The sequence below is a fragment of the Capnocytophaga sp. oral taxon 336 str. F0502 genome (genome assembly GCF_000411575.1).
Taxonomy (GTDB): Bacteria; Bacteroidota; Bacteroidia; order Flavobacteriales; family Flavobacteriaceae; genus Capnocytophaga; species Capnocytophaga ochracea.
In genome coordinates, this window is record NZ_KE150493.1 from 1 (window position 1) to 25343 (window position 25343).

17 protein-coding genes are annotated in these 25343 nt (G+C 40.1%); 9 read left to right on the forward strand and 8 right to left on the reverse strand.

Translation table 11 applies throughout. The annotated features are described in order from the left end of the window. The 3 genes from HMPREF1528_RS12675 to HMPREF1528_RS10775 all read left to right on the forward strand — a co-directional run. Positions 1–720 (forward strand): gliding motility-associated C-terminal domain-containing protein (locus HMPREF1528_RS12675; protein WP_016479770.1); only part of this gene is annotated, 720 nt, incomplete at its 5' end. 637 nt (positions 721–1357) lie between these two features. Further along, the gene (locus HMPREF1528_RS10770) at positions 1358–2275 is read left to right on the forward strand and encodes a hypothetical protein (protein WP_016479771.1); all 918 of its coding nucleotides are present in this window, start codon (positions 1358–1360) and stop codon (positions 2273–2275) included. Positions 2276–2290: 15 nt separating this feature from the next. Then, the gene (locus tag HMPREF1528_RS10775; protein ID WP_016479772.1) at positions 2291–3157 is read left to right on the forward strand and encodes a bile acid:sodium symporter family protein; all 867 of its coding nucleotides are present in this window, start codon (positions 2291–2293) and stop codon (positions 3155–3157) included. A 151-nt stretch (positions 3158–3308) separates the two neighbouring features. On the opposite strand, the gene HMPREF1528_RS10780 is transcribed toward HMPREF1528_RS10775, so the two are convergent. Together HMPREF1528_RS10780 and dnaE are read right to left on the reverse strand one after the other, a co-directional pair. Then, on the reverse strand, positions 3309–4232 hold the full coding sequence (locus tag HMPREF1528_RS10780) for an aspartate carbamoyltransferase catalytic subunit (RefSeq protein WP_009410853.1): 924 nt from the start codon (positions 4230–4232) through the stop codon (positions 3309–3311). Positions 4233–4350: 118 nt separating this feature from the next. After that, a complete protein-coding gene (dnaE, locus tag HMPREF1528_RS10785) occupies positions 4351–8808 on the reverse strand; it encodes a DNA polymerase III subunit alpha (RefSeq protein ID WP_034568065.1) in 4458 nt (1485 codons plus the stop codon). 480 nt (positions 8809–9288) lie between these two features. On the opposite strand from dnaE, the gene HMPREF1528_RS10790 reads away from it, so the two are divergent. Further along, the gene (locus HMPREF1528_RS10790; protein WP_002673576.1) at positions 9289–9657 is read left to right on the forward strand and encodes a DUF1573 domain-containing protein; all 369 of its coding nucleotides are present in this window, start codon (positions 9289–9291) and stop codon (positions 9655–9657) included. A gap of 90 nt (positions 9658–9747) precedes the next feature. Beyond that, positions 9748–10338, forward strand: a complete 591-nt coding sequence (locus HMPREF1528_RS10795; RefSeq protein ID WP_016479774.1) for a hypothetical protein — start codon at positions 9748–9750, stop codon at positions 10336–10338. A gap of 83 nt (positions 10339–10421) precedes the next feature. On the opposite strand, the gene asnS is transcribed toward HMPREF1528_RS10795, so the two are convergent. After that, positions 10422–11852, reverse strand: a complete 1431-nt coding sequence (gene asnS, locus HMPREF1528_RS10800; protein ID WP_016479775.1) for an asparagine--tRNA ligase — start codon at positions 11850–11852, stop codon at positions 10422–10424. A 386-nt stretch (positions 11853–12238) separates the two neighbouring features. Between asnS and HMPREF1528_RS10805 the strand changes: the two genes are divergently transcribed. Next, positions 12239–12550: a hypothetical protein gene (locus tag HMPREF1528_RS10805; protein WP_009410857.1), complete on the forward strand. Its 312-nt coding sequence runs from the start codon at positions 12239–12241 to the stop codon at positions 12548–12550. A 42-nt stretch (positions 12551–12592) separates the two neighbouring features. Here HMPREF1528_RS10805 and HMPREF1528_RS10810 read toward each other — a convergent pair whose 3' ends face one another. The 3 genes from HMPREF1528_RS10810 to HMPREF1528_RS10820 are packed head-to-tail and all read right to left on the reverse strand — an operon-like array spanning position 12593 to position 17619. Next, positions 12593–14254 (reverse strand): MBOAT family O-acyltransferase, encoded by a 1662-nt coding sequence (locus HMPREF1528_RS10810; RefSeq protein ID WP_016479776.1) that lies wholly within the window; start codon positions 14252–14254, stop codon positions 12593–12595. A 5-nt stretch (positions 14255–14259) separates the two neighbouring features. Further along, positions 14260–15723 carry a hypothetical protein gene (locus HMPREF1528_RS10815; protein WP_016479777.1) on the reverse strand — a complete coding sequence of 488 codons (1464 nt, stop codon included), beginning with the start codon at positions 15721–15723 and terminating at the stop codon, positions 14260–14262. Positions 15724–15726: 3 nt separating this feature from the next. Then, positions 15727–17619: an ABC-F family ATP-binding cassette domain-containing protein gene (locus HMPREF1528_RS10820; RefSeq protein WP_016479778.1), complete on the reverse strand. Its 1893-nt coding sequence runs from the start codon at positions 17617–17619 to the stop codon at positions 15727–15729. Positions 17620–18447: 828 nt separating this feature from the next. Between HMPREF1528_RS10820 and HMPREF1528_RS10825 the strand changes: the two genes are divergently transcribed. From HMPREF1528_RS10825 to xerD, 3 genes are all read left to right on the forward strand, one after another. Further along, positions 18448–18993 carry a DUF1599 domain-containing protein gene (locus HMPREF1528_RS10825; RefSeq protein WP_016479779.1) on the forward strand — a complete coding sequence of 182 codons (546 nt, stop codon included), beginning with the start codon at positions 18448–18450 and terminating at the stop codon, positions 18991–18993. A 12-nt stretch (positions 18994–19005) separates the two neighbouring features. Continuing rightward, positions 19006–20088, forward strand: coding sequence for a BT_3928 family protein (locus HMPREF1528_RS10830; protein ID WP_002673587.1), 1083 nt, complete (start codon positions 19006–19008; stop codon positions 20086–20088). Positions 20089–20157: 69 nt separating this feature from the next. Then, entirely contained in the window at positions 20158–21069 is a 912-nt protein-coding gene (gene xerD / locus HMPREF1528_RS10835; RefSeq protein ID WP_016479780.1) for a site-specific tyrosine recombinase XerD, read from the forward strand. Between the two features lie 63 nt (positions 21070–21132). Here the strand turns inward: xerD and HMPREF1528_RS10840 are convergent, their stop codons facing one another. Both HMPREF1528_RS10840 and HMPREF1528_RS10845 read right to left on the reverse strand, forming a co-directional pair. Then, positions 21133–21510 carry a PUR family DNA/RNA-binding protein gene (locus HMPREF1528_RS10840; protein WP_016479781.1) on the reverse strand — a complete coding sequence of 126 codons (378 nt, stop codon included), beginning with the start codon at positions 21508–21510 and terminating at the stop codon, positions 21133–21135. A gap of 281 nt (positions 21511–21791) precedes the next feature. Beyond that, complete coding sequence (locus tag HMPREF1528_RS10845; RefSeq protein ID WP_016479782.1) at positions 21792–25310, reverse strand: efflux RND transporter permease subunit; 3519 nt, start codon at positions 25308–25310, stop codon at positions 21792–21794. Positions 25311–25343 lie beyond the last annotated feature (33 nt).

The following is a 25343-nucleotide window of genomic DNA, read 5'->3' on the forward strand; positions in this document are numbered from 1 at the left end:
CTCGACCCTAATACCGGTAAGGTAACCATTCCAGGTAATACCCCAGCAGGTAATTATACCATTACCTACAGTTATTGTGAGGTCTTGAACCCTACTAACTGCACCGGTACGCAAACCTTGGTGGTAACAGTAGTGGGAACAGCAACACCTACACCTACTCCGGTAGCGGTAGACGATAGGGTTTCTACAGCGTTGAATACTCCTGTAAATATTGCTGTGTTAGCGAACGATACCCTCAACGGAGCGACTACTCCTAATGTAGTAACTCAACCTGCAAACGGTACAGTAGTTGTAAATGCCGATAATACGGTAGAATACAGACCTCACACAGGCTTTGTAGGAACCGATACTTTTGTGTACGAAATCTGTAACTCCGCAGGCTGTAGCAGTGCTACTGTAACGGTTGATATAGTGAATAAGCTCATACCTTACAACGGTATGTCAGTAAATGGCGACGGTAAAAACGACCACTTCCATATTGGTGGCATAGAAAACTATCCGAACAATGTGGTACGTATCTACAACCGTTGGGGCGTGAAAGTATTTGAGGTAAGTGGCTACGACAACGTAACCCGCGTGTTTAAAGGTATCTCCGACGGTCGTGTGACAGTAGAAGCTGCCGATAAACTCCCACAAGGTACTTACTATTATGTGATTGAATACTACGATCAAAATAATAATAAACAATCTGAAGTAGGCTGGTTATATATCAAAAAATAGTACTTTTATAATAAACTAAAAAGGGCTGTCCAGAAACTCTCTGGCAGTCCTTTTTGTTTTTAAGCCTATTTCCTTATTTTCTTTACCCCTATCTCCCCAAACTTCTATCACTTTTCTTCACCTGCTTGTATGGCACGCACCGTCTTACTGCCGCCACAATTCCCTTTTAAAGAAAGTCCATATTCATCATTCGTCACTGGTCATTCGTCATTTCTCCCACTTTTCTATCGCTACATTCCCCCCTTTGAAGGGGGATAGGGGGATGTTATCCCCTAGTGTCTATGGCCTAAGGCCTAGTGCCTTTTCCCTTTCTTTCGCCTCGAAACCCCGTTTTTAACATTTTTAGCGCTGTTGTATTATATTATGAATCAACTATTTATATACCCTTTCTATACCAATCGTCCAAGATTCGTATAAGCTTCCTATAAGCTCTCTATAAGCTAACCCCACCCTTCTCATAGCCTTTTTTCACCAAAATTCCTCTCAGCTCTCTTTCGTTCTCCTCCGCTATATTTCGAACTCCTCAACCCTCCACATTTCCTCATTCTCTCATTTCCTACCCGTCCGTGTGGCTCACACTTCTTATTGTTAATTAAAAAATGTTTCGTACCTTTGTCGCCATAAAAGTATATAACCAATGAAAAAAACATTATTATTAGCCATAGGTCTTACACTTATTTTTCTTTCTTGTAAAAAAGACAACAATGATGAAACCACCCCCGGCGGTGCTTTTCCTAAAACAATAGTAGAGGAAACTATTGGTAGTATAGGCACTGTTAAAACTACTGAAACCTATACGTTAAGTGGTAATAAAATTACTGCTTTTGAAAGAAAAGTAGTCGATAACGGTACCCCCACTACTGATGAAGTCTACACTATCACTTATAACGGCGAGTTGATAACTGCTATCAGTATTAAAAGCAATTCTCAAAGCAACAGAAACTATATCTATAACTTTACTTATAACGGAAATCACTTACAATCTATCATTCGTAGTGATAATGTTCAAAAAATTACTTATGAATATCTTAATAACAAAGTAGCGAGTAAAACAACGGTTGATGGAACTGAAACAAAAAAATATAGTTATACTTATGAATCTAATAAAATAACAATAATAGCTCATAGCTCATTCGTTGGTTTTAACGACTATTATATTTATTCCCTCAATCCCGATGGTACAGTAGCTTCTCTTGAAAAAGCAACCTATGTAGGGGCTGTTCCTGACCAAAATACCAAAGGTACTTGTACTTACCAATACGATAATAAACCGAATATCTATCAGCAAGACCTCTTTAAATATTTAGCTGAAATAGAGTTGATAAGTAACTACAACTACTATGGCGATTATTACAGAGACCCTCTTATAAGAACCGCCGCTCACAATGTAGTTTCTTATACTAAAAACCTCCATAATAACACCCAAGCTGACTATAAAGATTTAGAGAATGCCACTCGTACTTTTAGCTATCAATGGTATAGCAACAATACACCTAAGTCCGCTGAATATAAGAAAAACAACGCTCATAAAGCTACCTATACCTATACTTATTAGAAAAGCTAATCGCTGATGTTTATAGATTACCTCCTTTCGGCAGTGCTGATGCTTATCACCTTTGCGATAGGCAGTTCGTTGCGTTTCTCCGATTTCGAAAACATATTCAAAAAATCAAAGCCCTTGTACTTAGGGCTTTTCTTGCAGATGGTCTTCTTGCCTATCTGTGCTTTTATCATTGCCGAGTTTTCTAATTTACCCCCTGCCGAAAAAGTAGGACTCATCATCGTATCAATATGTCCTGGGGGTACTACCTCCAATTTCATTAGTTATCTCATCAAAGCCGATACCGCTTTGGCAGTAGCCCTTACCGCTATCAATAGCTTGCTCATACTGTTTACCATTCCGGTGTTGTCTAATTGGGCAGTAGCTGTTTTTATGGGTGGTCATACCGAAGTGTCGCTCCCTATATTTAATATGGTCTGGGAAGTAGCCAAAATCATTATAATACCAGCTTTGTTGGGCTTATTCTTCAACCGATTTTTCCCTAACACCTCGCTTAAAATGCGTTTTCTTTTAAAGGTAACCAATACCATATTGTTAGGAATTGTATTCTTTATCAAGTTTTTCGGCGATGAACAATCAGGAGGAAGTGGTATTTCAGTAGATGAAATAATCCGACTCTTGCCTGCTACGCTTCTAATGCACCTCAGCGCGATGACACTTAGTTATTTTATCGCTCTGAAATCTTTTAAATTACCGGGCGTACAAGCAACGACTATCAGTATAGAAGTAGGTCTACAAAACACTGCTTTGGCAATATTGGTAGCTGGTACGCTTATGGGCAATACCGATATGACCAAACCCGCCCTTGTGTATGCTATATTCTCCTTTTTCACCACTTTTATCTTTGCCCTTATCACCATCAGAATTAGAAGATAACAACAATTAATAATTGACATTAACAATTAAAAAGCGCGATGTTTACTATTTAAACATCGCGCTTTTTTATCTTTTATTCACATACCCAGCTGTGAGCCCTCGCTGGCTTTACCTTTTATCTTTTACCTTTTATCTTTTACCTTTTACCTTATTAAATCTTGCTCGCCAACAAATAAATCACTGCCATTCGTATAGCTACCCCATTTTCTACTTGTTGTAAAATAATCGATTGGGAGCTATCAGCAACTTCGCTGGTAATTTCTACCCCTCGATTGATAGGTCCTGGGTGCATAATCACTATTTCTTTGTCAAGGCTATCCAATAGCTCTTTGGTGAGTCCGTATTGTTGTACATATTCACGGGTAGAAGGAAAATAACTGATGTCGAGTCGCTCATTTTGTATACGCAACATATTAGCCACATCACACCAGTTCAAAGCCTTGCGCAAATTGGTTTCTACCTTCACGTCCAATTTATGAATGTATTTAGGAATAAGTGTTTGAGGTCCGCATAGCATCACTTCAGCTCCTTGCTTGTGGAGTGCAAAGATGTTCGAAAGTGCCACGCGCGAGTGTAGTATATCCCCCACTATCACTACTTTTTTACCTGCTACATCTCCCAAGCGTTCGCGTATAGAATATGAGTCTAAAAGAGCTTGTGTAGGGTGTTCGTGAGCTCCATCGCCAGCGTTTACAATGGAGGCTTTCACGTGTTGTGAGAGGAAGACTCCCGCACCTGGGTTCGGGTGACGCATCACTACCATATCCACTTTCATCGAGAGGATATTGTTCACGGTATCTACTAAGGTTTCCCCTTTGGCTACCGATGATTGAGAAGCCGAAAAGTTAATCACATCGGCAGAAAGACGTTTTTCTGCCAATTCAAAGGAAAGACGAGTGCGCGTACTATTCTCGAAGAAGAGGTTGGCAATAGTAATATCGCGCAACGAAGGCACTTTTTTAATAGGACGGTTAATAACCTCCTTGAAGTGGTCAGCTGTTTCAAATATTAACTGTATATCCTTTTCGGTGATATACTTAATGCCCAACAGGTGATTAACGCTCAATGCACTCATTTCTTTTTCTTTTTAAGTGGTTGTGCAAAAGTACAAAATAATTGTAAACTACGAGTTACGATTGAAGATTTTTTTAGCTGTTAGGCGTTAGCAGTCAAAATAGAAATTAACTAATTGTCTACTCCGATAATCCCAAATCCTCCATTGCCATTTCCTCGTCGTCGTGAGTATCTTCTGTCTTTTTAGCAACTATTTTCTCCATTCTGCGGTCATTGAGATGATATTTTGCAAATAGAGCGTCTAAATCATCTAAAAAAGATTTAGTAATCGCCACCTTTAGATTACCATTTTCCATATTTAGGTGAATATTTTCATTGTGATGGTGCACAACAAAGTAAATAGACTGTTTTCCTTTGTGCTTTTGTAGTAAATCTTTGTATTTTGCAATCAAATCTTGGTTAATCTCCTCTATATTCATATGCAAAGTAAGTTTTTTAGAGAGGGTTTCCATCACATCTTGCAACTGCATCATCTGTAAAAACTGTATTCGAGGTTCGCCTCTTTGGTTGGTTTCCCTATTAAGAAATCCTTCTACCACCTTAAATTTGATATACAAAAACGCCCCTGGTACCATATATTTCTGATAGTTCAAATAATCATCTCCAAAGAGTTTAAACTCGTAAGAGCCGTCGTAATCCTCAAGAGTAAAAAAGCCGTAACCTTTTCCGTTCTTAGCCGTACGATGTTGCAGGTCAGCTACCATACCCGCTACTGTAAGTTCACGGTTAATAAAAGGTTGTAAGTCTTGCAATTCCGATAGATTGATATTGCAAAAGTTTTGTAACTCGTGCTTAAAATCGTCGAGCGGGTGCCCTGAGATATAGATACCTACCACCTCCTTCTCACGGCGCAACTGCTCGAGGTTACCCCACGTTTCACATTTAGGCACAGCAGGTTCAGGGATATCTACTTCACTCTCACCACCAAACAGACTCATTTGGGCGGAGTTCTTGCTCTCTTGGTATTTAGTACCAAAGCGAATAGCTTTTTCGAGAAAGGGAACGCCGTCAGCTTCAGCGTGGAAGTATTGTGCGCGGTGTACATTAGTGAACGAATCAAAACCTCCTGCCAAAGCGATACTTTCAAAAGCTTTCTTGTTGATACTCTTATAATCTACGCGTTTTGCCAAATCGAAAATAGAGGTATAAGGACGTTCTTGGCGTTGTTCTACAATGGTATCGACAGCTGCTTTTCCTACCCCTTTCACAGCCCCCATACCGAAACGTATATCACCGTTTTTATTTACGGTAAATTTATACAACGATTCATTCACATCAGGAGGTAACACCCTGATACCCATTCGGTGACACTCTTCTAAGAAGAAAGTAATCGTTTTGATATCATTCATATTGTTAGAGAGTACCGCTGCCATATACTCGGCGGGGTAATTGGCTTTGAGGTAAGCCGTTTGGTAACCCACCCAAGCATAGCAGGTGGAGTGCGATTTATTGAATGCATAAGCGGCAAACTTCTCCCAGTCTGCCCATATCTTTTCGAGTTTTTGGGTATCGTGACCTTTTTCAGAGGCTTGGGTAATGAACTTAGGCTTCATCTTGGCTAGTACGGCTATTTGTTTCTTACCCATCGCCTTACGGAGCACGTCGGCTTCACCTTTGGTAAAACCTGCCAATTTCTGCGATAGCAACATCACCTGCTCTTGATATACGGTAATCCCATAAGTCTCCTTGAGGTATTCCTCCATATCGGGGAGGTCATACTCAATAGGCTCAATACCGTGTTTCCGCTTGATAAAGCTAGGTATATATTCCAATGGGCCTGGACGATAAAGAGCATTCATCGCGATAAGGTCGGCAAAGACCGTAGGTTTAAGCTCTCGCATATATTTCTGCATACCGGTGGACTCGTATTGGAAAATCCCGACCGTTTCACCGCGCTGGAAGAGTTCGTAAGTCTTTTTATCGTCAAGCGGAAAAGCCTCTGCATCGAGCTCTATATTATGCGTTTGTTTGATATTTTCAATAGTGTCTTTGATAAGTGTGAGGGTACTGAGCCCCAAGAAGTCCATTTTCAGCAACCCTGCGCTCTCTACTACCGAGTTATCGAACTGAGTCACAAATAAGTCGGAGTCTTTGGCTAAAGCTACGGGCACAAAGTTGGTGATATCGTCGGGGGTAATAATCACCCCACAAGCGTGGATACCCGTGTTGCGCACTGAACCTTCAATAATATTTGCCTGCTGAATGGTTTGGGTACTCTCCTCCTCCCCTTCTCCTGCCAAAAGGCGTTTCAGTTCGTCTACTTTTGGCAGTTCTTCACTACGCACTTTTTCTTTGAGGGTTTTATCGTCCCAACCGAACATCTTCCCTAAAGATGACACTCCATTAGGCACTAAGCCCGCTAATCTATTTGACTCTTGTAGAGGTACATCCAGCACACGAGCCGTATCTTTGATAGCCGATTTGGCAGCCATTTTACCATAGGTGATAATCCGTGCGACCTGACTCTCGCCATACTTATCAATCACATAGTTGATGACATCTTGGCGACCAGAGTCCTCGAAGTCGATATCGATATCGGGCATAGACACACGGTCGGGGTTGAGGAAACGCTCAAAGAGGAGATCATACTTAATAGGATCCATATTGGTAATATCCAAACAGAACGCCACTGCCGAACCCGCTGCCGAACCCCTTCCAGGTCCTACTGATACGTTCATACGTCGCGCTGCTGCGATAAAGTCTTGTACAATAAGGAAGTAACCTGGGTAACCCGTTTTTTCAATAATAGAAAGCTCAAAATCCAAACGCTCCCGCACTTCATCAGTAATTTCGGGGTATTTGCGTTTAGCCCCTTCATAAGTAAGATGACGCAAATAGTTGTTTTCACCTTTCTTACCTGTGGGATCATCACTTACTTGAAATTCCTCGGGAATATCAAACTTAGGCAACAGAATATCACGCGACAATCCGTAAGGTTCTACCTTGTCGATAATTTCTTGAATATTGAGAATTGCTTCGGGTATATCCTTAAAGAGCGTCTTCATTTCGGCGGTAGTTTTGAAATAATACTCATTGTTAGGCATCCCAAAACGATAGCCACGACCGCGCCCAATAGGTGTTTTTTGTTTTTCGCCATCCTTCACACACAACAAAATATCGTGCGCATTGGCGTCTTTTTTATGTAGATAGAAGGTATTGTTAGTAGCAATGAGCTTCACTCCATATTTTCTAGAGAACTCTACAAGGGTTTCGTTTACGCGATTTTCATCTTCTTGGTTGTGGCGCATCACCTCTAAATAGAAATCCTCTCCGAACTGCTCTTTCCACCACAAAAGCGCCTCTTCCGCCTGCTTAGTACCGATGTTCAGTATTTTTGAAGGTACTTCACCATTCATACCTCCAGAAAGCACTATCAAATCGCTTTTGTACTGCTCTACAATTGCTTTGTCGATACGAGGTACATAGTAAAACCCTTTGGTAGAAGCAATAGAAGCCATCTTGGTAAGATTGTGATAGCCCTGTTTGTTTTTAGCTAAAATCACCACTTGGTAGCCGTTGTCTTGTCGGCTTCTATCCAAGTGATTTTCGCAGATATTGAACTCACAACCTATAATAGGCTTGATGAGTGTTTCGGTAGGGGTTTCGCCCTTTTCTTCAGCCTCTTTGTTTTTAGCTTCCGCCTCTTTGTTATGTCCTTGTACGGCTTGCACAAAGTGGAAGGCAGCCATCATATTGCCGCTATCGGTAAGAGCCACGGCAGGCATCTTCTCTTTGGCAGTAATTTTTACGAGGTCTTTTATAGACGTAGTAGATTGTAATATAGAGTGTTGTGTATGGTTGTGCAGGTGAGCAAACACCGCATTTTCTAACAATGAAGCATCGACGTGAGGTTCGGTAGTTTGTGCAGTGCTACTGCTTTTTCGCAAGGCATCGGAAGCCTCTTTGAGGTTCACGTGCTTGAGTCCGATAAGAGCTATAGGTGAGGTGTGATGCCCTTGAAATTCTTTGATATAGTCGCTACTGAAAGTACCTTCTTGAAAGCCTTCACCACGACGTATCAATTCAAAGAAACAGCGGGTGGTTGCCTCTACGTCGGCAGTGGCATTGTGTGCCTCGGCAAAGGGTACGCCAAAGAGGAAAGAGTGCAACTCGGTGAGGGTGGGCAACTTATAACGACCTCCTTTTCCACCAGCTATCTGGCAGAGGTTGGCAGTTGCCTCAGTACAAGTATCGATTACAGGCATCTGAGTAAGTGGACTCTCCACCCCATAGCGGTAAAACTCAGCCCCCATAATATTGATATCAAAGCCGATGTTTTGTCCCACCACATATTGCGCCTTGCTGAGTGCCTCATTGAACGCTTTGAACACCTCAGCGATAGGCACGCCTTGTGCTTCTGCTAATTGGGTAGAAATACCGTGTACTTTTTCGGCATCATAAGGCACATCAAAGCCATCGGGCTTTATCAAAAAGTCCTGATGCTCAATGAGTGTGCCCCACTCATCGTGCAATTGCCAAGCAATCTGCACGGCGCGAGGCCAGTTGTCACTATCGGTAAGGGGGGCATCCCAACGGCGGGGTAACCCCGTAGTTTCTGTATCAAATATTAAGTACATTTTTTTAGGTAAAGCCAGCGTTAGCTGGATATGTGTGTAAGAGTTTTTTTGAGATTTAAAGTGAGAGGGCAAAGATACAAAACAATTCACAATTAGCAATTAACCATTGATAATTTTAACACGACGCCATTTCCAACATCAAGTGCAATTTTTTAAGTTACCTTTTGGTAGAATAAGTCTTTAGTTTTTTTAAAAAAAAATCTAATACTTTTCTTGGACTCAGATTTACCTTAGCTTCACTCCTCTATAGATCATTGCCCGTTATATCGTATAAGACTTGTATTAAGCTAACCGTAATATCCAAATCCACCAATCTACTAATAATTTATCTGTTTGACTTACAATGTTTTCTCTTCGCTCAAACCCTTTTTTACTCTACACTATTAAATCTTAATTTTTACCTTAAAAAATACTCTTTGGCACGGTTGTTGTACTATTTATAACCGTAAAAACAAACTTATATTTTTAATTTTTTATACTATGAAAAAGTTTTTAACATTTGTATTTTTAGCATTTTTTGGTGTAATGGCTTATGCCCAAGACGCTGAGATTTCTTTTAAATCTGAAGAAATTGATTACGGTAACATCAAACAAGGTGCAGACGGTGTGCGTGTGTTCGAGTTTACTAACACTGGTAAAGCACCTCTTGTAATTACTAACGTAGCTTCTTCTTGCGGTTGTACCGTTCCTTCTTGGACAAACCAACCCGTAGCACCAGGAGCTAAAGGAAAAATTGAAGTAAAATACGATACTAATCGTGTTGGACCTATCAGCAAAACTATTACTGTTACCTCCAATGCCAAATCAAGCCCTGTAAAAGGCTTACGTATCAGAGGAAATGTTCAATAATCCATAACTATTTATATTTTAATTTACTCCTTAGTCGCCTGCGCTTCTTTCCTTTGCAGGCGACTTTTTTGGTGTTAAACTTTTGTAAAAATGCAAATGGTAAGCATATTTTCCTTATCTTTGCACCCTATAAGAAAACTAAATAATTTAACAGATATGAAATTACACACACTCACTTTGTTCGCTGGGCTATTCGTAGCTCAAGTGTCATTTGCTCAAGTAGACGAAATGGGAACTATGACTGATACCACTACTCCGGTAGTTGCTCCCGCTCCTGTTGAAGCTACTCAAGTCCAAACTAAAGAAGAACTAAAGGCTCAACAAAATTTGCAGAAAGAGCAAGAGAAGGCGTTAAAAGCTGAACAAAAGGCTACTAAGGAGCAAGAAAAAGCCGCTAAAGAACAACAAAAAGCTGCTGCTCGTGCTCAAAAGAACCAAGAACGCTTGTCCAAAGCTAACTCTGAGGTTTCTAAAATAGAGGCTAAAATTACCAAAGCTAAAACTGATTTAGCTAAGGAACAAAACAAGTATAATTTAAAGAAAGCCAAAGGAGCTCTGTCTCCTCAAGACGATGCTAAGTTCAAAGGAAGAATCCTCAACAAAGAGCAAAAGATTAATAGCTTGAATCTCGACCTTATCAAGGCTAAAGAAAAAGTAAACAAATACCAAATGGCAACTTAGTCATTGTTTTATTTTTTAAAATTACACAAGAAAACCGAGTTACTTTCGTAACTCGGTTTTTATATTTCCTAATGTAACTTACATTAAAACTCTGCGCTCTGTGGTGTGCGTGGGTAAGGTATCACATCACGGATATTGGTCATTCCAGTAGCAAAGAGTACCAAGCGCTCAAAACCTAAACCAAAGCCACTGTGTACTGCTGTACCGAACTTACGAAGGTCTAAGTACCACCAAAGAGTTGCCTCGTCCATATGAAGGTCGGCTATTTTTTGTTTGAGCACATCGTAACGTTCTTCACGTTGTGAGCCTCCTACAATTTCACCTATTCCTGGGAAGAGAATATCCATTGCGCGCACCGTTTTACCGTCTTCATTTAAGCGCATATAAAACGCTTTGATATTTGCTGGATAGTCGTATAGAATTACAGGGCACTCAAAGTGTTTTTCCACCAAATAGCGCTCGTGTTCGCTTTGCAAATCTACACCCCATTCGTTTACGGGGTATTGAAATTTCTTCTTTTTATTGTGATTGCTATTCTTTAAAATATCTATTGCCTCAGTGTAACTCACCCTCTTAAACTGATTGTGAATTACAAATTCAAGTTTTTCAATGAGTGACATTGTGCTACGCTCGTTCTGTGGTTTAGTCTTCTCTTCTTCTAAAAATCTTTTGTTCAAGAACTCAAGGTCGTCACGACGTACTTCCAAGGTGTATTGCAATACGTATTTAATAAAATCTTCCGCCAAATTCATATTGTCGATAAGGTCATAGAACGCCATTTCGGGCTCTATCATCCAGAACTCAGCTAAGTGGCGTGAGGTATTGGAGTTTTCAGCACGGAAGGTAGGGCCAAAGGTGTAAATCTTACCAAGCGCCATCGCAAAAGTCTCACCTTCTAACTGACCTGATACGGTAAGGTTTGTCTCCCTACCGAAGAAGTCTTTCTTGTAGTCTACTTCGCCGTTTTCATTAAGTGGTGGATTTTTGGCATCTAAGGTCGTTACACGAAACATCTCTCCAGCCCCTTCGGCATCACTACCCGTGATAATAGGCGTATTCACGTAGAAAAAGCCATTGTCTTGAAAGTATTTGTGAATAGCAAAAGCTAAAGTAGAACGCACACGCATCACTGCACTAAAAGTACTAGAGCGCACGCGCAAGTGAGCGTTTTCTCTCAAGAATTCAAGTGAGTGTTTTTTAGGTTGGATAGGGTATTCTTCAGGGTTGCTATCACCTAATATACTGATGTTACTTGCTTGTAACTCTACGTTTTGCCCTTTACCTTGACTCTCCACAAGTCGTCCTTTTACTTCAATAGCTGCTCCCGTGGTAATGCGTTTAAGCAATTCAGGGTCGGTATTTTCAAAATCTACTACTACTTGTAAATTGTCGATTGTAGAACCATCGTTTAGGGCAATAAAGCGGTTGCTGCGGAAGGTGCGCACCCAACCTTTAAGGGTAATTTCTCCTTGTATGTTTTTTCCGTCTTGTAATAATTTTTTAATCAAATACATAACGCATCTTATTTCTTATCTAATTCTGACGGCAAAAGTAATAACTTTTCAATAAATAACAAAGGAGTTTGGCTAAATCTCTAATTGTTTTTCACTTCTTACACTGTTCCGTTATAACATTCCCTCTAACTTTTAATAGGTTTCCATCGTCTTACTTTCGTCTCAGATTCGCTCATCTTTCAAACAGCTCTTAATTATTAAACTCTTCTCTTTCCTATAAAAACTTTTCAAGATTCACTTCCCATTTGCTAATTCTCAAATCTGCTAATTACATCTACTCGCGTGGCTTGTGTCTTTTACCTATAAAAAAGTTTTTTTAACTTGCAGTATAAATTCTTTGTTGTATATTTGTGGCATTAAAATCGAGTATTTATTGTTTAATAAAGATGGAAGAATTCAAGCAAAATACCCCAAACGACTGGTCGTTTATTCACAATAGGCAATATAACGATAACAACCTAAATAACAATCCCATAGGTCTGGTGGGGTTCATAACGTCTGTAGTGGCAATATTCCTCGTATTGCTCCCCATTGTGAATCTTATCATATGGCTCACCGGATTGATATTATCTATTATCGGAATGAGCAAGAAGCCTAAAACATTAGCCGTCGCAGGGCTTATTATTTCTGGAGTAACTTTTTTGGTGCTTATAGTCATTATTGCTTGTATCGTATTCTTAGCTACTAATTCCCAATAGGTCATCTCCCCCTTTTATCTTTTACCCCTACCTTTTACCTAACTAAAATTGGAAGTAAATAAACGGCTGAATATCGGTAGAATAAGCCTGATAGCAAATGAGCACTACTACTAAGGCTATCGCTATTTTCACAGCGTAATGGCTCTCGGCAAACACGTGTTCCACATAGTCTTTCCAATGCTGTGGTAGCCAATGGGTAATATAACCAATCAAGATAACGCCTAATGGAATATTGTTATGTCTAATCACTTCGGTAGCAGTATCCCAACTCATATTGTTCGCCACTTGTGCGAACCATAAGTTTATGCTCTCCATATCATTACCTCGGAAGAATATGCGTGTAAAGGTAATAAAAGCAAAGGTAAAGGCTATCTTCCAAGCGCGAGTGATCCACAGCTTACTTTGCTCGTACGGACTCACCTTGCGCCAATACTTATAAGCTACTACACCCAAACCGTTCAATCCACCCCATATAACAAACTTCCACGAAGCTCCGTGCCACAATCCTCCAATAAGCATCGTGAGCATAATGTTGATATTGGTAATCAAGTAACGCTCAAAAGGTTTGTAATAAAAAGCTACTACCGCACCTGCTATCAGCAATCCCCCTGTGATAAAAGTAAAGGCGAGGTTACCAATCGCTACTACCAATATCACTACAAAAAGCAAGGAAAACACAAAAGTTCCTAAGGTGCTATTGCGGTTACCTCCTAACGGAATGTACAAATAGTCCTTCAACCAAGTAGAAAGCGAGATGTGCCAGCGTTTCCAAAAGTCTCCACAGTTCAAAGCCTTATAAGGTGAATTGAAGTTTACAGGCAAATGGAAGCCCATTAATAGCGCTACCCCTATGGCTATATCGGTATAGCCAGAAAAATCACCGTATATTTGGAGCGAGTAACCTATCAGAGCTAATAAGTTAGAAAAGCCCGAGTGCATTTCAGGAGCATCAAATACCTTATCCAAAAAGTGCAACGCAATAAAATCAGCAAATATCATCTTCTTGATAAGTCCTTTAAGAATAAGGAATATCGCCTTATTAAACTCTTCTTTGCTAATCTCTGTTTTTTTGAGAATTTGAGGTACAAACTCTTCTGCACGTACAATAGGACCTGCTACTAACTGAGGGAAGAAACTCACATAAAAACCAAAGTCTAATATCGATTTCAGTGGTGCAACCTTTCTGCGGTAAATATCCACTGTATAGCTAATGGTCTGAAAAGTGTAGAAAGAAATACCTACGGGCAATATAATTTTATCAACTGAAAAGTATCCGTTATAGTCAAACCCATTTGCCCAATAGGCTAAATAGTTAAAGGTTTGGTGATGAGTGTGAAACAGCGCATTGTAAGTATCAGTAAAGAAATAAGCATACTTAAAATAACTAAGTACCAATAAGTTCACACAAACGCTAATAGTAACCCCTATTTTGCGTCTTCGCTCTTCTTGTTGATTATAGATATAATGCCCCAAATAAAAGTCAGTAACAGTACTAAATATCAATAACAATACAAAAAGCCCACTTGCCTTGTAATAGAAGTAAAAGCTAGCAAGCAACAAAAACAAGTTGCGCACGTGCTTACGCTTATAGATGAGCACAAACACCGCGTATACTAAAGCAAAGAATATCCAAAAGTCTATCCGTACAAAAGTAAGTGGGTGAGCCGACTCAAAGGTAAAGAAGTTTTTAAAGAAATCTATCATAGCTATTATTGCACTGTGGCAAGGTCGTTAAGTAGGCATTGGTAAAACACTTCCGAAATTAGTTTAGTCCCTTGTGGCGTAAAGTGTACGTAATCCGAAACAGCCATTCCTTTTTTCACCCACGCTGTCATCGAGTTTTCTCCTCCCATTGCTTCAAAGATACTAAAATAAGCAATCCCATTTTTCAAGGCTTCTTCCTTCATCAGCTTGTTCATTTTCGGCACAAAAGGATAGGTGATGAGTTGTCCATTACGCGAAGTTGTCATATCTCCAGGACCTAAAAGCATAAACATTGCATTGGGGTTGGCTCGCTTTACCCATTTGATATTAAATATCAACGCGTTTACATACTCCTGAAGCTGTTGGTCTGTTTTCATATAGGGGATTGTATTTCCTCCGTACTGAAAGATAAATATATCGGGTTTGCGGTCAGCACTCATCTGTCTGAAATGCTCGTAATTCATACGTGTAAATATACGTCCTGCTTCCCCTCGCATCGCTACGTTATCCATTCGTACCCCTGACGACGTATCAAGAGTAATCCCATAAAAATCCGGACTTATCTTGCCTTCCAATTCCACTTTTAGCTCCTTAGGAGTAGATGCGAAATTGAGCTTATAATTATGGTATTTACCATCTGAGATAAGAGTATCTATTCTTAGAATATTCCCGTCCTGATACACACGTATCTTCACTTTTGCCATCGCATTGCCATAATGCAACCCAAAGCGCGTGTAGTTTCTTAAACGTGCATACGATTTATCCGAAGGCTTAATCGTAAAGCTGGCTTTTGCTACGGGTAAGGCAGTTGTATCAGCAGTATTGCTCACATAATTAGTAAAACGTGAGAAGGTAGAGAACAAACCATACTTATCGTGCGCTACCGTTTTGCGTTGTTTGCGGTCGAAGAAAGCGTAGCGCGTCCAGTTAGGCGAAGCAATAATATCCACACTGTTTTGGCTGTACACTACTTTTATAGGGATAAAACCCGGTCCTCCGCCAGTATATGCCAATTGCAATCGGTTGCGCACATAGCCGGTGATGCGGTCTCCTTCTATTTGCGAATCACCATAATGCACTATTTGGCAGGTAGGCTGACACAGTTTCTCTTTAAGTCTTCTGATATAATCCGTATGATTCCCCGGATAATATATTTTACCTTCTATATTGGTTTCCGAAGTTTGTACCGTGTCCTTAACAATAGTATCCTTTTTTGCTAAATTTTCGGTTTTTTCATCTACAATGGTCTTAGTATCTTTAATAAGTTCGTCTACTTTATTATTTTCCTCTTCCCCTTTAAAGAGCATTCCCAATATATCAGGGGTCGGATAGCGCAACATCGCGTCACCAAACACTATACCCTCCCGCACCATTCCTTTGGCGGTGGTGTGATAACTGCTGAAAAGGGTCATTGTAAAGAGGGCTACCAGCACCCCCACAATAAAGAGTAAGATTTTTTTAGGTTGCATAACTTAACTCATTAATAATTCCCACTCGGTCATTAAATCCTCCAACTGCTGTTTTTTCTGTTCGTATTCCTTGTAAAAAGCATCGTTCTGTACGCCTTGTCCCATCTGCTCATTCATCGCTTTAAGCGCTTCTTCAAGAGCGGTAATGTTCTTCTCTATCTTGTTGAGCTTATTCTGAATGGCTTTCTGCTGTTTCTGTTCCTCAAACGAGAGTTTTTCTTCTTTCTGCGGTTCTTTTTCTACCTGCACAGGAGTGCTTTTGCTCTGCTGTTCTATCTCTCTAAAATTAACGGCAGCACGTTGTTCGAGGAAGAAATCGATGTCCCCAAGATATTCTTTCAGATGTTTGTTCTTAAACTCGTATACCTTATCGGTAAGCCCTTGCAAGAAATCGCGGTCGTGCGACACAATAATGAGCGTCCCTTCAAATTGCTGTAAGGCTTGTTTGAGTACGTTCTTCGATTTGATATCCAAGTGGTTCGTAGGCTCGTCCATCACCATTACGTTAAAGTCCGAAAGGAGCATCTTTGCCAATGCCAAACGGTTGCGCTCCCCTCCCGAAAGCACTTTCACTTTCTTGTCTACCTCATCGCCACGGAAGAGAAAAGCCCCAAGTATGTCGCGTATTTTAGTGCGATTGCTGTCGTTAGCTGCATTAAACATCGTATCAAGCACGGTGAGTTCTCCATCTAAGTAGTCGGCCTGGTTCTGAGCAAAGTAAGCCAACTGTACATTGTGCCCCAGCCTGATAGTTCCTTCATAGGGTATTTCGCCCACTATCATCTTGGCGAGGGTCGTTTTTCCCTGTCCGTTTTGTCCCACAAAAGCTACTTTGCTGCCTCGTTCTATAAGCAAACTCACGTGACTGAGCACCTCTTTTTCACCATAACTTTTCGATACATCATCTATTTCCAGCACTACCTTCCCTGGCGTTACCGATACGGGGAAACGTACGTTCATCACCGCATTGTCTTCCTCGTCTACCTCTATGCGCTCTATTTTGTCCAACTTCTTCATAAGCGACTGTGCCATTGAGGCTTTGGAAGCTTTGGCGCGGAATTTTTCGATGAGCTTTTCAGTGTGTTGTATCTTCTTTTCTTGGTTCTTTTGTGAGGCGAGTTGCAGTTCGCGCATCTCTTTTCTCAGTTCCAAAAACTGAGTGTAAGGCTTCGGGTAATCGTATATTTTGCCTACCGAAATCTCAATCGTCCGATTGGTCACATTGTCTAAAAACATTCTGTCGTGCGACACAATTACCACCGCCCCGCTATAAGTAGAGAGGAACTGTTCTAGCCAAATAATCGACTCTATATCCAAGTGGTTCGTAGGCTCGTCCAATAGCAATATATCGTTGTTCTGCAACAGCAGTTTTGCCAATTCTATACGCATACGCCACCCGCCCGAAAAACTATCGGTGAGCTTGTCGAAATCACTCCGCTGAAAGCCCAACCCCAATAGCACTTTCTCAGTTTCACCTTGGTATTGGTATCCCCCTATAAGGTCGAAACGATGCGTATAGTCGCTGAGTTTATCAAGCAAATCGTGGTACGCCTCGCTCTCGTAATCAGTGCGGGTTTCTATCTGGTGATGAATATCGTCCAACTGACGTTCCAAAGCCTTAATCTCAGTAAATGCCTGATAGGCTTCTTCCAAAATGGTACGTCCTTTCACAAAATCAATATCCTGTTTCAGAAATCCGATGCGTACATCTTTATCGGTAGCAATGCCTCCGGTATCGGGTTTAAGTTCGCGTGAAAGCAATTTGAGCATCGTCGATTTCCCCGCTCCGTTCTTGCCAATAAGCCCCACACGGTCGCCCGCATTGAGCATAAAAGCAACGTCCTCAAAGAGGTACTCGCCTTGAAAAGAAACAGATAGGTTGTGAACGTTCAGCATATGATATTCGTTATTTCGGGCGCAAAAGTACAAAACTATAAGTAATTAGCAATAAATAATGCCTAATTATTAGGTAAAATCAGTACAACCCTTCGCAAAAAATCCCTAATCACTAAAATCAAATCTCAAAATTCACAGCATTTTTCACTGCCTTACCTTCACCCACCGCTTATTATCTCTTCATTCATCAGCCTCTTTTTCTCCGCCTTTCCGTCACCACATTCCCCCTTTTCCGTCGCTACACTCCCTCTTTGAAGGAGGCTAGGGGGATGTTTCATTATTTTTTCCGTCACCACATTCCCCCTTTTTCCGTCATACTCCCCCCTATTGCCTATGGCCTAAGGCCTAGTGCCTTTTCCCTTTCTTTCGCCTCGAAACCCCGTTTTTAACATTTTTAGCGTTGTTGTATTATATTATGAATCAACTTTTTACATACCCTTCCTATACCAATCGTCCAAGATTCGTATAAGCTTCCTATAAGCTCTCTATAAGCTAAGTGTAGCCTCCTAATAGCCTTTTCTCACTAAAATCTCTCTTAGTCTCCTTATGAAATTTTCCGTTTCCTTTCGATAGCTCAGATATGTCACTTTTAGGGGTACACACTTTGCCAAAGTTTGAAACTTTGGCAAAGTTGATTGTTTGGTATTATTGGCATTATTGGTATTTACCTCATTTCCAAATTTTCTCATTCTCTCATTCTCCAATTCTCTCATTCTCCAATTCTCTAATTTTCTAATTCTCCCATTTTCTCATTTCCAAATTTCCAAATTTGTCCATTTGCTAATTACTTCGTACCTTTGCACTTTCATTACCTGTCACCTAATTAAAATGAACACTCTTAAACAATATAACACCGTCATTGAACAATGCCGTACGCTCTTTATCAACAAGATGAAAGACTATGGCTGTGCCTGGCGTATCTTGCGCCTCCCTTCTCTTACTGACCAGATTCTCATCAAAGCACAACGCATTCGAGGGCTACAAGAGAATACCGAGCATAAAATCGATGAAGACGAGACAGCCGAGTTTATAGGCATCATCAACTATGCCTTGATGGCTCTTATTCAAATAGATAAAGGAGTAGCTACCCAACCCGACCTTAGTATCGAAGAGGCAACGGCTCTATACGACGCTAAAGTTACCGAAACACGCTCCCTTATGGAAGCTAAAAACCACGATTATGGCGAGGCGTGGCGCGAAATGCGGGTGAGCTCTCTTACCGACCTTATCCTGCAAAAGCTCTTGCGTGTAAAACAAATTGAAGATAATAAAGGGAAAACATTAGTAAGTGAAGGTATTGATGCTAATTATCAAGATATGATAAACTATGCAGTGTTTGCTCTCATACATTTAAACAATCAACATAACAACTAAATAACAACTTATATGAAATATCTTATCCAGCTTTGTCGCATATTATTAGGCGTTACTTTTATCATCAGTGGAATGATAAAACTCAATGACCCTATGGGCTTTTCATTTAAATTGGAGGACTATTTTGCTCCCGATGTGCTCAATATGCCTTTTTTTGTACCATACACTTTAACTTTTGCCATTTTGGTATGTATTTTCGAAGTAGTTTTGGGGGTAACCTTATTGGTAGGCTATAAAAAGAAGCTCACTCTGTGGCTTTTGCTGGCTATGTTAGTATTCTTCGGCTTCCTCACCTTCTATTCGGCTTATTTTCACAAAGTAACTGATTGTGGTTGTTTTGGTGATGCTATCAAATTTACACCTTGGCAATCGTTTACCAAAGATATGGTACTATTAGTTTTAGCTCTCATCGTCTTTTGGGGGCAAAAATATGTACAACCCATTACCAAAGGCAATTTACCTTTATTAATTACAGTAATCTCTGTGCTTTTCTGCATAAGCTTTGTATATTACGTGTACAATCACTTACCCATAAAAGATTTTCGCCCATATAAGATAGGAACAAATATCCCCAAAGGTATGGAATTACCGCCCAATGCCGTTACTTATTATTGGACTTTCAAAGTAAACGGCAAAGAAAAAGTGATTGTAACTAAAGATGCAAGTTTCCCAAAAGTAGATGGTGAATATGTAAGCTCTACCTCTACTACCGAATTACCTCCTATACACGATTTTTATATTCAAGATAAAGATAGAGAAACAGACTATTTGCCACAATTTATGGCAGAAGAAAAGCTCTTGATGGTAGTTTCTTATCGCCTCGACCTTGCTGACCAAGAGGCTTTTAAGGCAATCAAAACAGTAACCGATAAAGCTCTTAAAAATGGTTATACCGTGATAGGTCTTACCTCACAAATGGAGAAAGCTCCTTATATTGTAAAGAAATACGAACTCAATTTCAACTTTTATTATAACGATGCTACTACCCTCAAAACAATGATACGTTCTAATCCTGGACTTATAGTGCTTTCCAAGGGTACTATTATCGATAAAAAGCATTATAACGACAGCGAAAAATTATCAATTGATAAATAACACACCTTTTACTCACATTTCCAGCTATCGCTGGTTTTACCTTTTATCTCTTATCTTTTACCTAAAAACGTGTGGCGTAAAGTAAATACCGATTATCAGAATTATTTGCGATTACAACGTGGTTTATCGCAGAATACTGTTGTGTCTTATGGCTTAGATATTGAGAAACTCATAGGGTATTTGGAAAAATACAATATCACTGAACCTGCCGATACTATTCAAGTAGATACCTTGCGCCAGTTCGTATACGAAGTCTCCAAAGAACTCAATGCACGTTCACAAGCCCGACTCATATCGGCTTTGAAGAGTTTTTTTAAGTTTATGATTTCTGAGAAAGGACGTGAAGACTTCCCTATGAGCCTTATCGACAGCCCTAAAATAGGTGTAAAACTCCCCGATACACTTTCCTTAAAAGAAATAGATGCTATGCTTGCCTCCATAGACCTCAGCACCGATGAGGGGCATCGTAATAAAGCTATTATAGAAACGCTTTACGGTTGTGGGTTACGAGTGTCGGAATTAGTCTCTCTCCGTCTATCCGACTTGTTTTTCGAAGAAGATTTCATTAGAGTAATGGGGAAGGGTAGCAAACAGCGCTTAGTGCCTATTGAAAGCTATACGCAGAAACAAATTAACAATTATATCAATAACCAGCGCAAACAATTAAAGATAGCAAAAGGTCACGAAGATTACGTTTTCCTAAACAGAAGAGGGAAACAACTTACTCGCGCAATGATATTTACTATTGTAAGACAAGTAGCTGAAAACATAGGATTACAGAAGACCATTAGCCCACATACCTTCAGACATTCTTTTGCGACACACCTATTGGAGAACGGTGCGAATCTGCGTGCCATACAGATGATGTTAGGTCACGAGAATATTACTACCACAGAAATATACGTACACGTAGAGAAGTCATATTTGAGGGAAGCTTTGGTGAAATACCACCCACGCCATAAAATGAACTTTACCCAATAGCCTATTATGTCATCACTCTATTACAAACAGATGAGTGAAGTTTTACCTTATTAGTTTTTTTAGCTATAGGTCTTCAAAATCAAGGTCTTTGTAAACACCATTACTATTGCTTACGCCTTCCAAGCGTTCATTGTAATAGTTCTTTTTAAAGTCTTTTTGATGACGTTCAGAAATTACCTCCTCTCCTTTTTCATCAAAAACATAGTTAGTCATTTCGTTTAAAATATCTTTAAACATTTCAAAATCCTCTTTATATAGATAGATTTTGTGCTTTTTGTAGTGAAATGAGCCATCATCGTGAGTAAACTTCTTACTTTCGGTAATAGTCAAGTAATAATCATTAGCGCGCGTTGCTCTCACATCAAAAAAATAGGTGCGTCTGCCTGCTCTTAAAACTTTTGAGAATATCTCTTCATTGTCTAATATTTCTTTTTCTCCCATCGTTATGTACGTATTTTTAAATTATTCTGTCGGCAAAAGTCTTCATTTTTTATAGCAAGTGCAAATATTTATAGTATGAATTTTACTTTATTTCCTTATTTTAGTATAATTTTAAGGTTTCACACTTGAAAAAGACTACTAACCATAATTTTATCAAAAGAATATCGCTTAAAAATTACCAATTAACTTCGCCAACACCTTCTCCTTCATCTTAGCTTCGCTTTACCTTCTTCTTAGGTTCGAATAAGCCCTATCTTTCAGCCTAATTAAGCGCTACTTCCTTATCCTATTACGACTTCTCTCCCTTCAACTACTATTTCAAAATCTCCCTCTGGACGCTCTTTTACGTATTGTATTTTGCGAATTTTGGTGAGGTAACTATGCTGTGCAATGGCGCGCTTCTCGTCATCGGTGATAACGGATACAATTTCACGCTCAGGATAAGTGAGCAATAGCAAGAAATCTAACTGACCATAATCATTGGCGATATGCAAAATACGGGCTTTTTCGGGTAGTGAATGCAAGAGTTCGTGATAGTGTTCGCGATGCTGCTGGTAATCTCCTTTTACAGCGCGCACTACATAATTTTCCTTGTATAAATAGTTTAAAAACAGTTTCTTCTTTAGGTAATCCACTCCTTCCAATTGTTTGCGCAAAGCGAGGAATTGCTGGCGATAGAAAGCACCTATCTGTTTGGCACGCTCGCGTGGAGTATTGCCAAAACGCTCATCGTTAGGAGCTATGGGTTCGCCTACTACTACCGTAATAGCACCATCATAAACAATTATATCGCCTTTGGGTTGCACTTCCGAACAACCGTGAATATACACGGGTACAAGAGGCGTTTGGAAATGTTCGGCTATTAGGAAAGCACCTTTGTGAAAACGGTGTATTTGGTTGGTATCAGAGCGTTTGCCCTCTGGGAAAATCATTACTGAAATACCGTTCTTCAAGTTCTTTTCGAATAAGGGCATTCCTTTTTCTATACCTTCAGAGGCTGGAAAGAAGCCCATTGACTGAACATAACGTCCAAATACTACCGAGTTATACACCCAATCATTTACCATATAACTGATGCGATGTGTGAAGAGCCCTATGGCTAAGGTATCGAGCCACGAGGTATGATTGGAAATTACTACCGAAGGAGTTGTAAGCTGTATATGGTGTGGATTCTCTACCTTTTTGCGCACAAAAGGATTGGCATAAAGCACTGAAGTAGTGAGCGAAGCTGCTAAACGTCTGAGCCACATAGTGCGTTTAGGAGTTATTTTAGCAAGTAGCCAACCTATATTGGAGAGAATTATAGACGATAGTGCATAATAGGTAGTTAGCAGTATGGATTGCAGCAAAAGACGCAAACTCACCGGAGAACGCCCCCTATCAGGACGACGGAAGATACAAAACTTGAATATCGTAGGGTAAAATACAAAAGTTATCGCCAAAGCAGTGAAAATACCTATCACCGATACCGATGCAATTGACTTTAATGCAGGGTGTTTGGCAAAAATAAGCGTACCGATAGCTAAAAAGGTAGTAATAGACGCCAAAAGCACTGACACTTTGTACACGGGAAGTTCATTTTTACCATCGGTATAGTCTTTTTGTAGCGCACAAGTCATAAAAATACTAAAATCTACCGAATGACCTAATACCAAAGTGCAGACAATCATACTAAACACATTGAACTCTATGCCAAAAAAGTTCATTAAAGCAGATGTAACTATCCCTGTAACTCCAATAGGAATAAGAGTGAGTAACACCAACTCTACACGCCTAAAAAACAAGAGCAGTATGAGGAAAATAGCAATAGACGAATAGTTTACTAACAGCAATATATCGTCTTTGAGTTTCCCTAAAAACGTTTCACTTAGGTTCTTGCGGTCGATAACAACGGTAGGCGTGTGTTTTTCTACTGAATGAATAAAAGAGTCACGCTCGGCAGGAGCGAGTTTTACGAGATTGGCAATGGTATAAAAGCCCTCTTTTTCGGTAATAAAATCTTCTAACGGAATGGCTGAAAGCGCTTTATAAGTATCAAGGTCTTTTATAACTTCAAAATCACCTGCTATACTTTGGTAGAAAGGTGCATAGGTTTCTTCTTTAAAACCGACTTCATTTCCTTTTCCTATGAGTTGTTGTTTTAGAAATTGCTGTCTTTCGGCATTCCAAAAATCTTTCCATCGTTGTAAACGCGCTTCTTGTTCTTTTTTAGGCAATACAATCCCCCCAATAGAACTGAATTGCTTGATACTATCGTGTGCTTTATAACTTTGCAACTGCTGATATAGTGTATAATTGCGCTCTAAGGCTTCCTCTAACGAGTTGCCATAAGCAGCGGCATAGAGCGATTTGTATTCGCTATCGGTGATGTTTTCTAATTGATGTTCAGCTGCTTTATAACGTTCGTTGATATAGTTGATATTGGCAATATCGCCATTGAAACGGACATTATGAAAAGTAAAACAACTCACCGCTATCAGCAGTAAGCAAGCTCCAACTACCCACTTGTTGTGATGAAATGGATAAGCCCCTATACGGTCTAAAAAGGTTTTGCGCACCTCGATAGTGCGATTGCCACGGTAGAAATGAGGCACGAGCACCAACGATAATATGGCTGATACCATTATGCCCACAAAAGCAAACACGCCTAAATCTTGCATCACCTCAGAATGCACAAAGAGCAAGCAGAGGAATGAAATAGCGGTAGTTATACTACTGAGCAATATAGGCACAGTTACAGCACGGTACAACTCGGCGGTGTTTTTAGCTACCTTGTAATGTGTGAGGATATGTAGCGAATAATCAATCGTAACTCCTAAGAGTACCGCTCCTAAACTGATAGAAATTGCCGAAATACTGCCTTTGAGCACATAGAGTGTTGCCAAAGCGGAGAGCACCCCAAAAGCAGAAGGGATAAAAGCGATAAACGGAATATAAACACTTCGATAAAAGAAGACAAGCAATAAATAAAGTGCTGATAGTGAAATGAGTACTGTGGTGAGAATATCGGTTTTGATTTGAGAGGCGTTGCTCACCGAGATAAAGGGAGCCCCAAAGAAATCTACACGCACTTTCCCTTTATACTGGGCGTTGAGATGGTCTTGCAACTCGTCTAACCCTGCGACGAAAGCGGCATTGTGCTCGCTATCGTTACCATCGTACTTAGGGTTGATAAAGAAGAGTATATGCTGCTCGTCGTTAGTAGTAAGGAAACCATTGGCAATCTTAAAATCATTGCCTGTATTGAGCTCTTGAAGTTTGCGCAAACCGCGAAAAGTGAGACCAAAAGGGTCTTTACGGATAAACTGTTGTGCCACCATACCCGCAGGAGTGAGCATCGTTTTGTACTGACTCTCCACCATTGATTTGAGGCTATCGGGGGCTAAACGACGTTCTAAATAAGCGTAATCTTCATCGTTTAGAAAAAGAGGTAAGTGGTCGTTTACAAACTGCCAAGTCTCATCGATTTCTTCTTCGTTTATAATCCCCTGAATACTGGTGATATACTTCGTCATAGAAGCGTTGAGTGTATCGCGCAAAGTTTCGGCAACTGCCTGCATATCGGTGAGTGTTCCGCCTTTTTCGGCTGTTACCATTACCGAAATTTTATCAGCGAAATTGAGTTGCTTGAGCACCTTGGAAGTGATGTTCGTCTTATCGTTTTGAGGGAGTACTTTGGTGATATCCTCTTCAAACCGCAACTGACTCAAGCCATAAATAGCAATGAGTGCCCAAGCGGTGAAGAATGAGAAGGTAGCGAGTTTATGAGTGGTGATATATTGGTAAATTCTGTTTAACATCTGCGTTTATTTATCGGACAAAAGTATAGAATA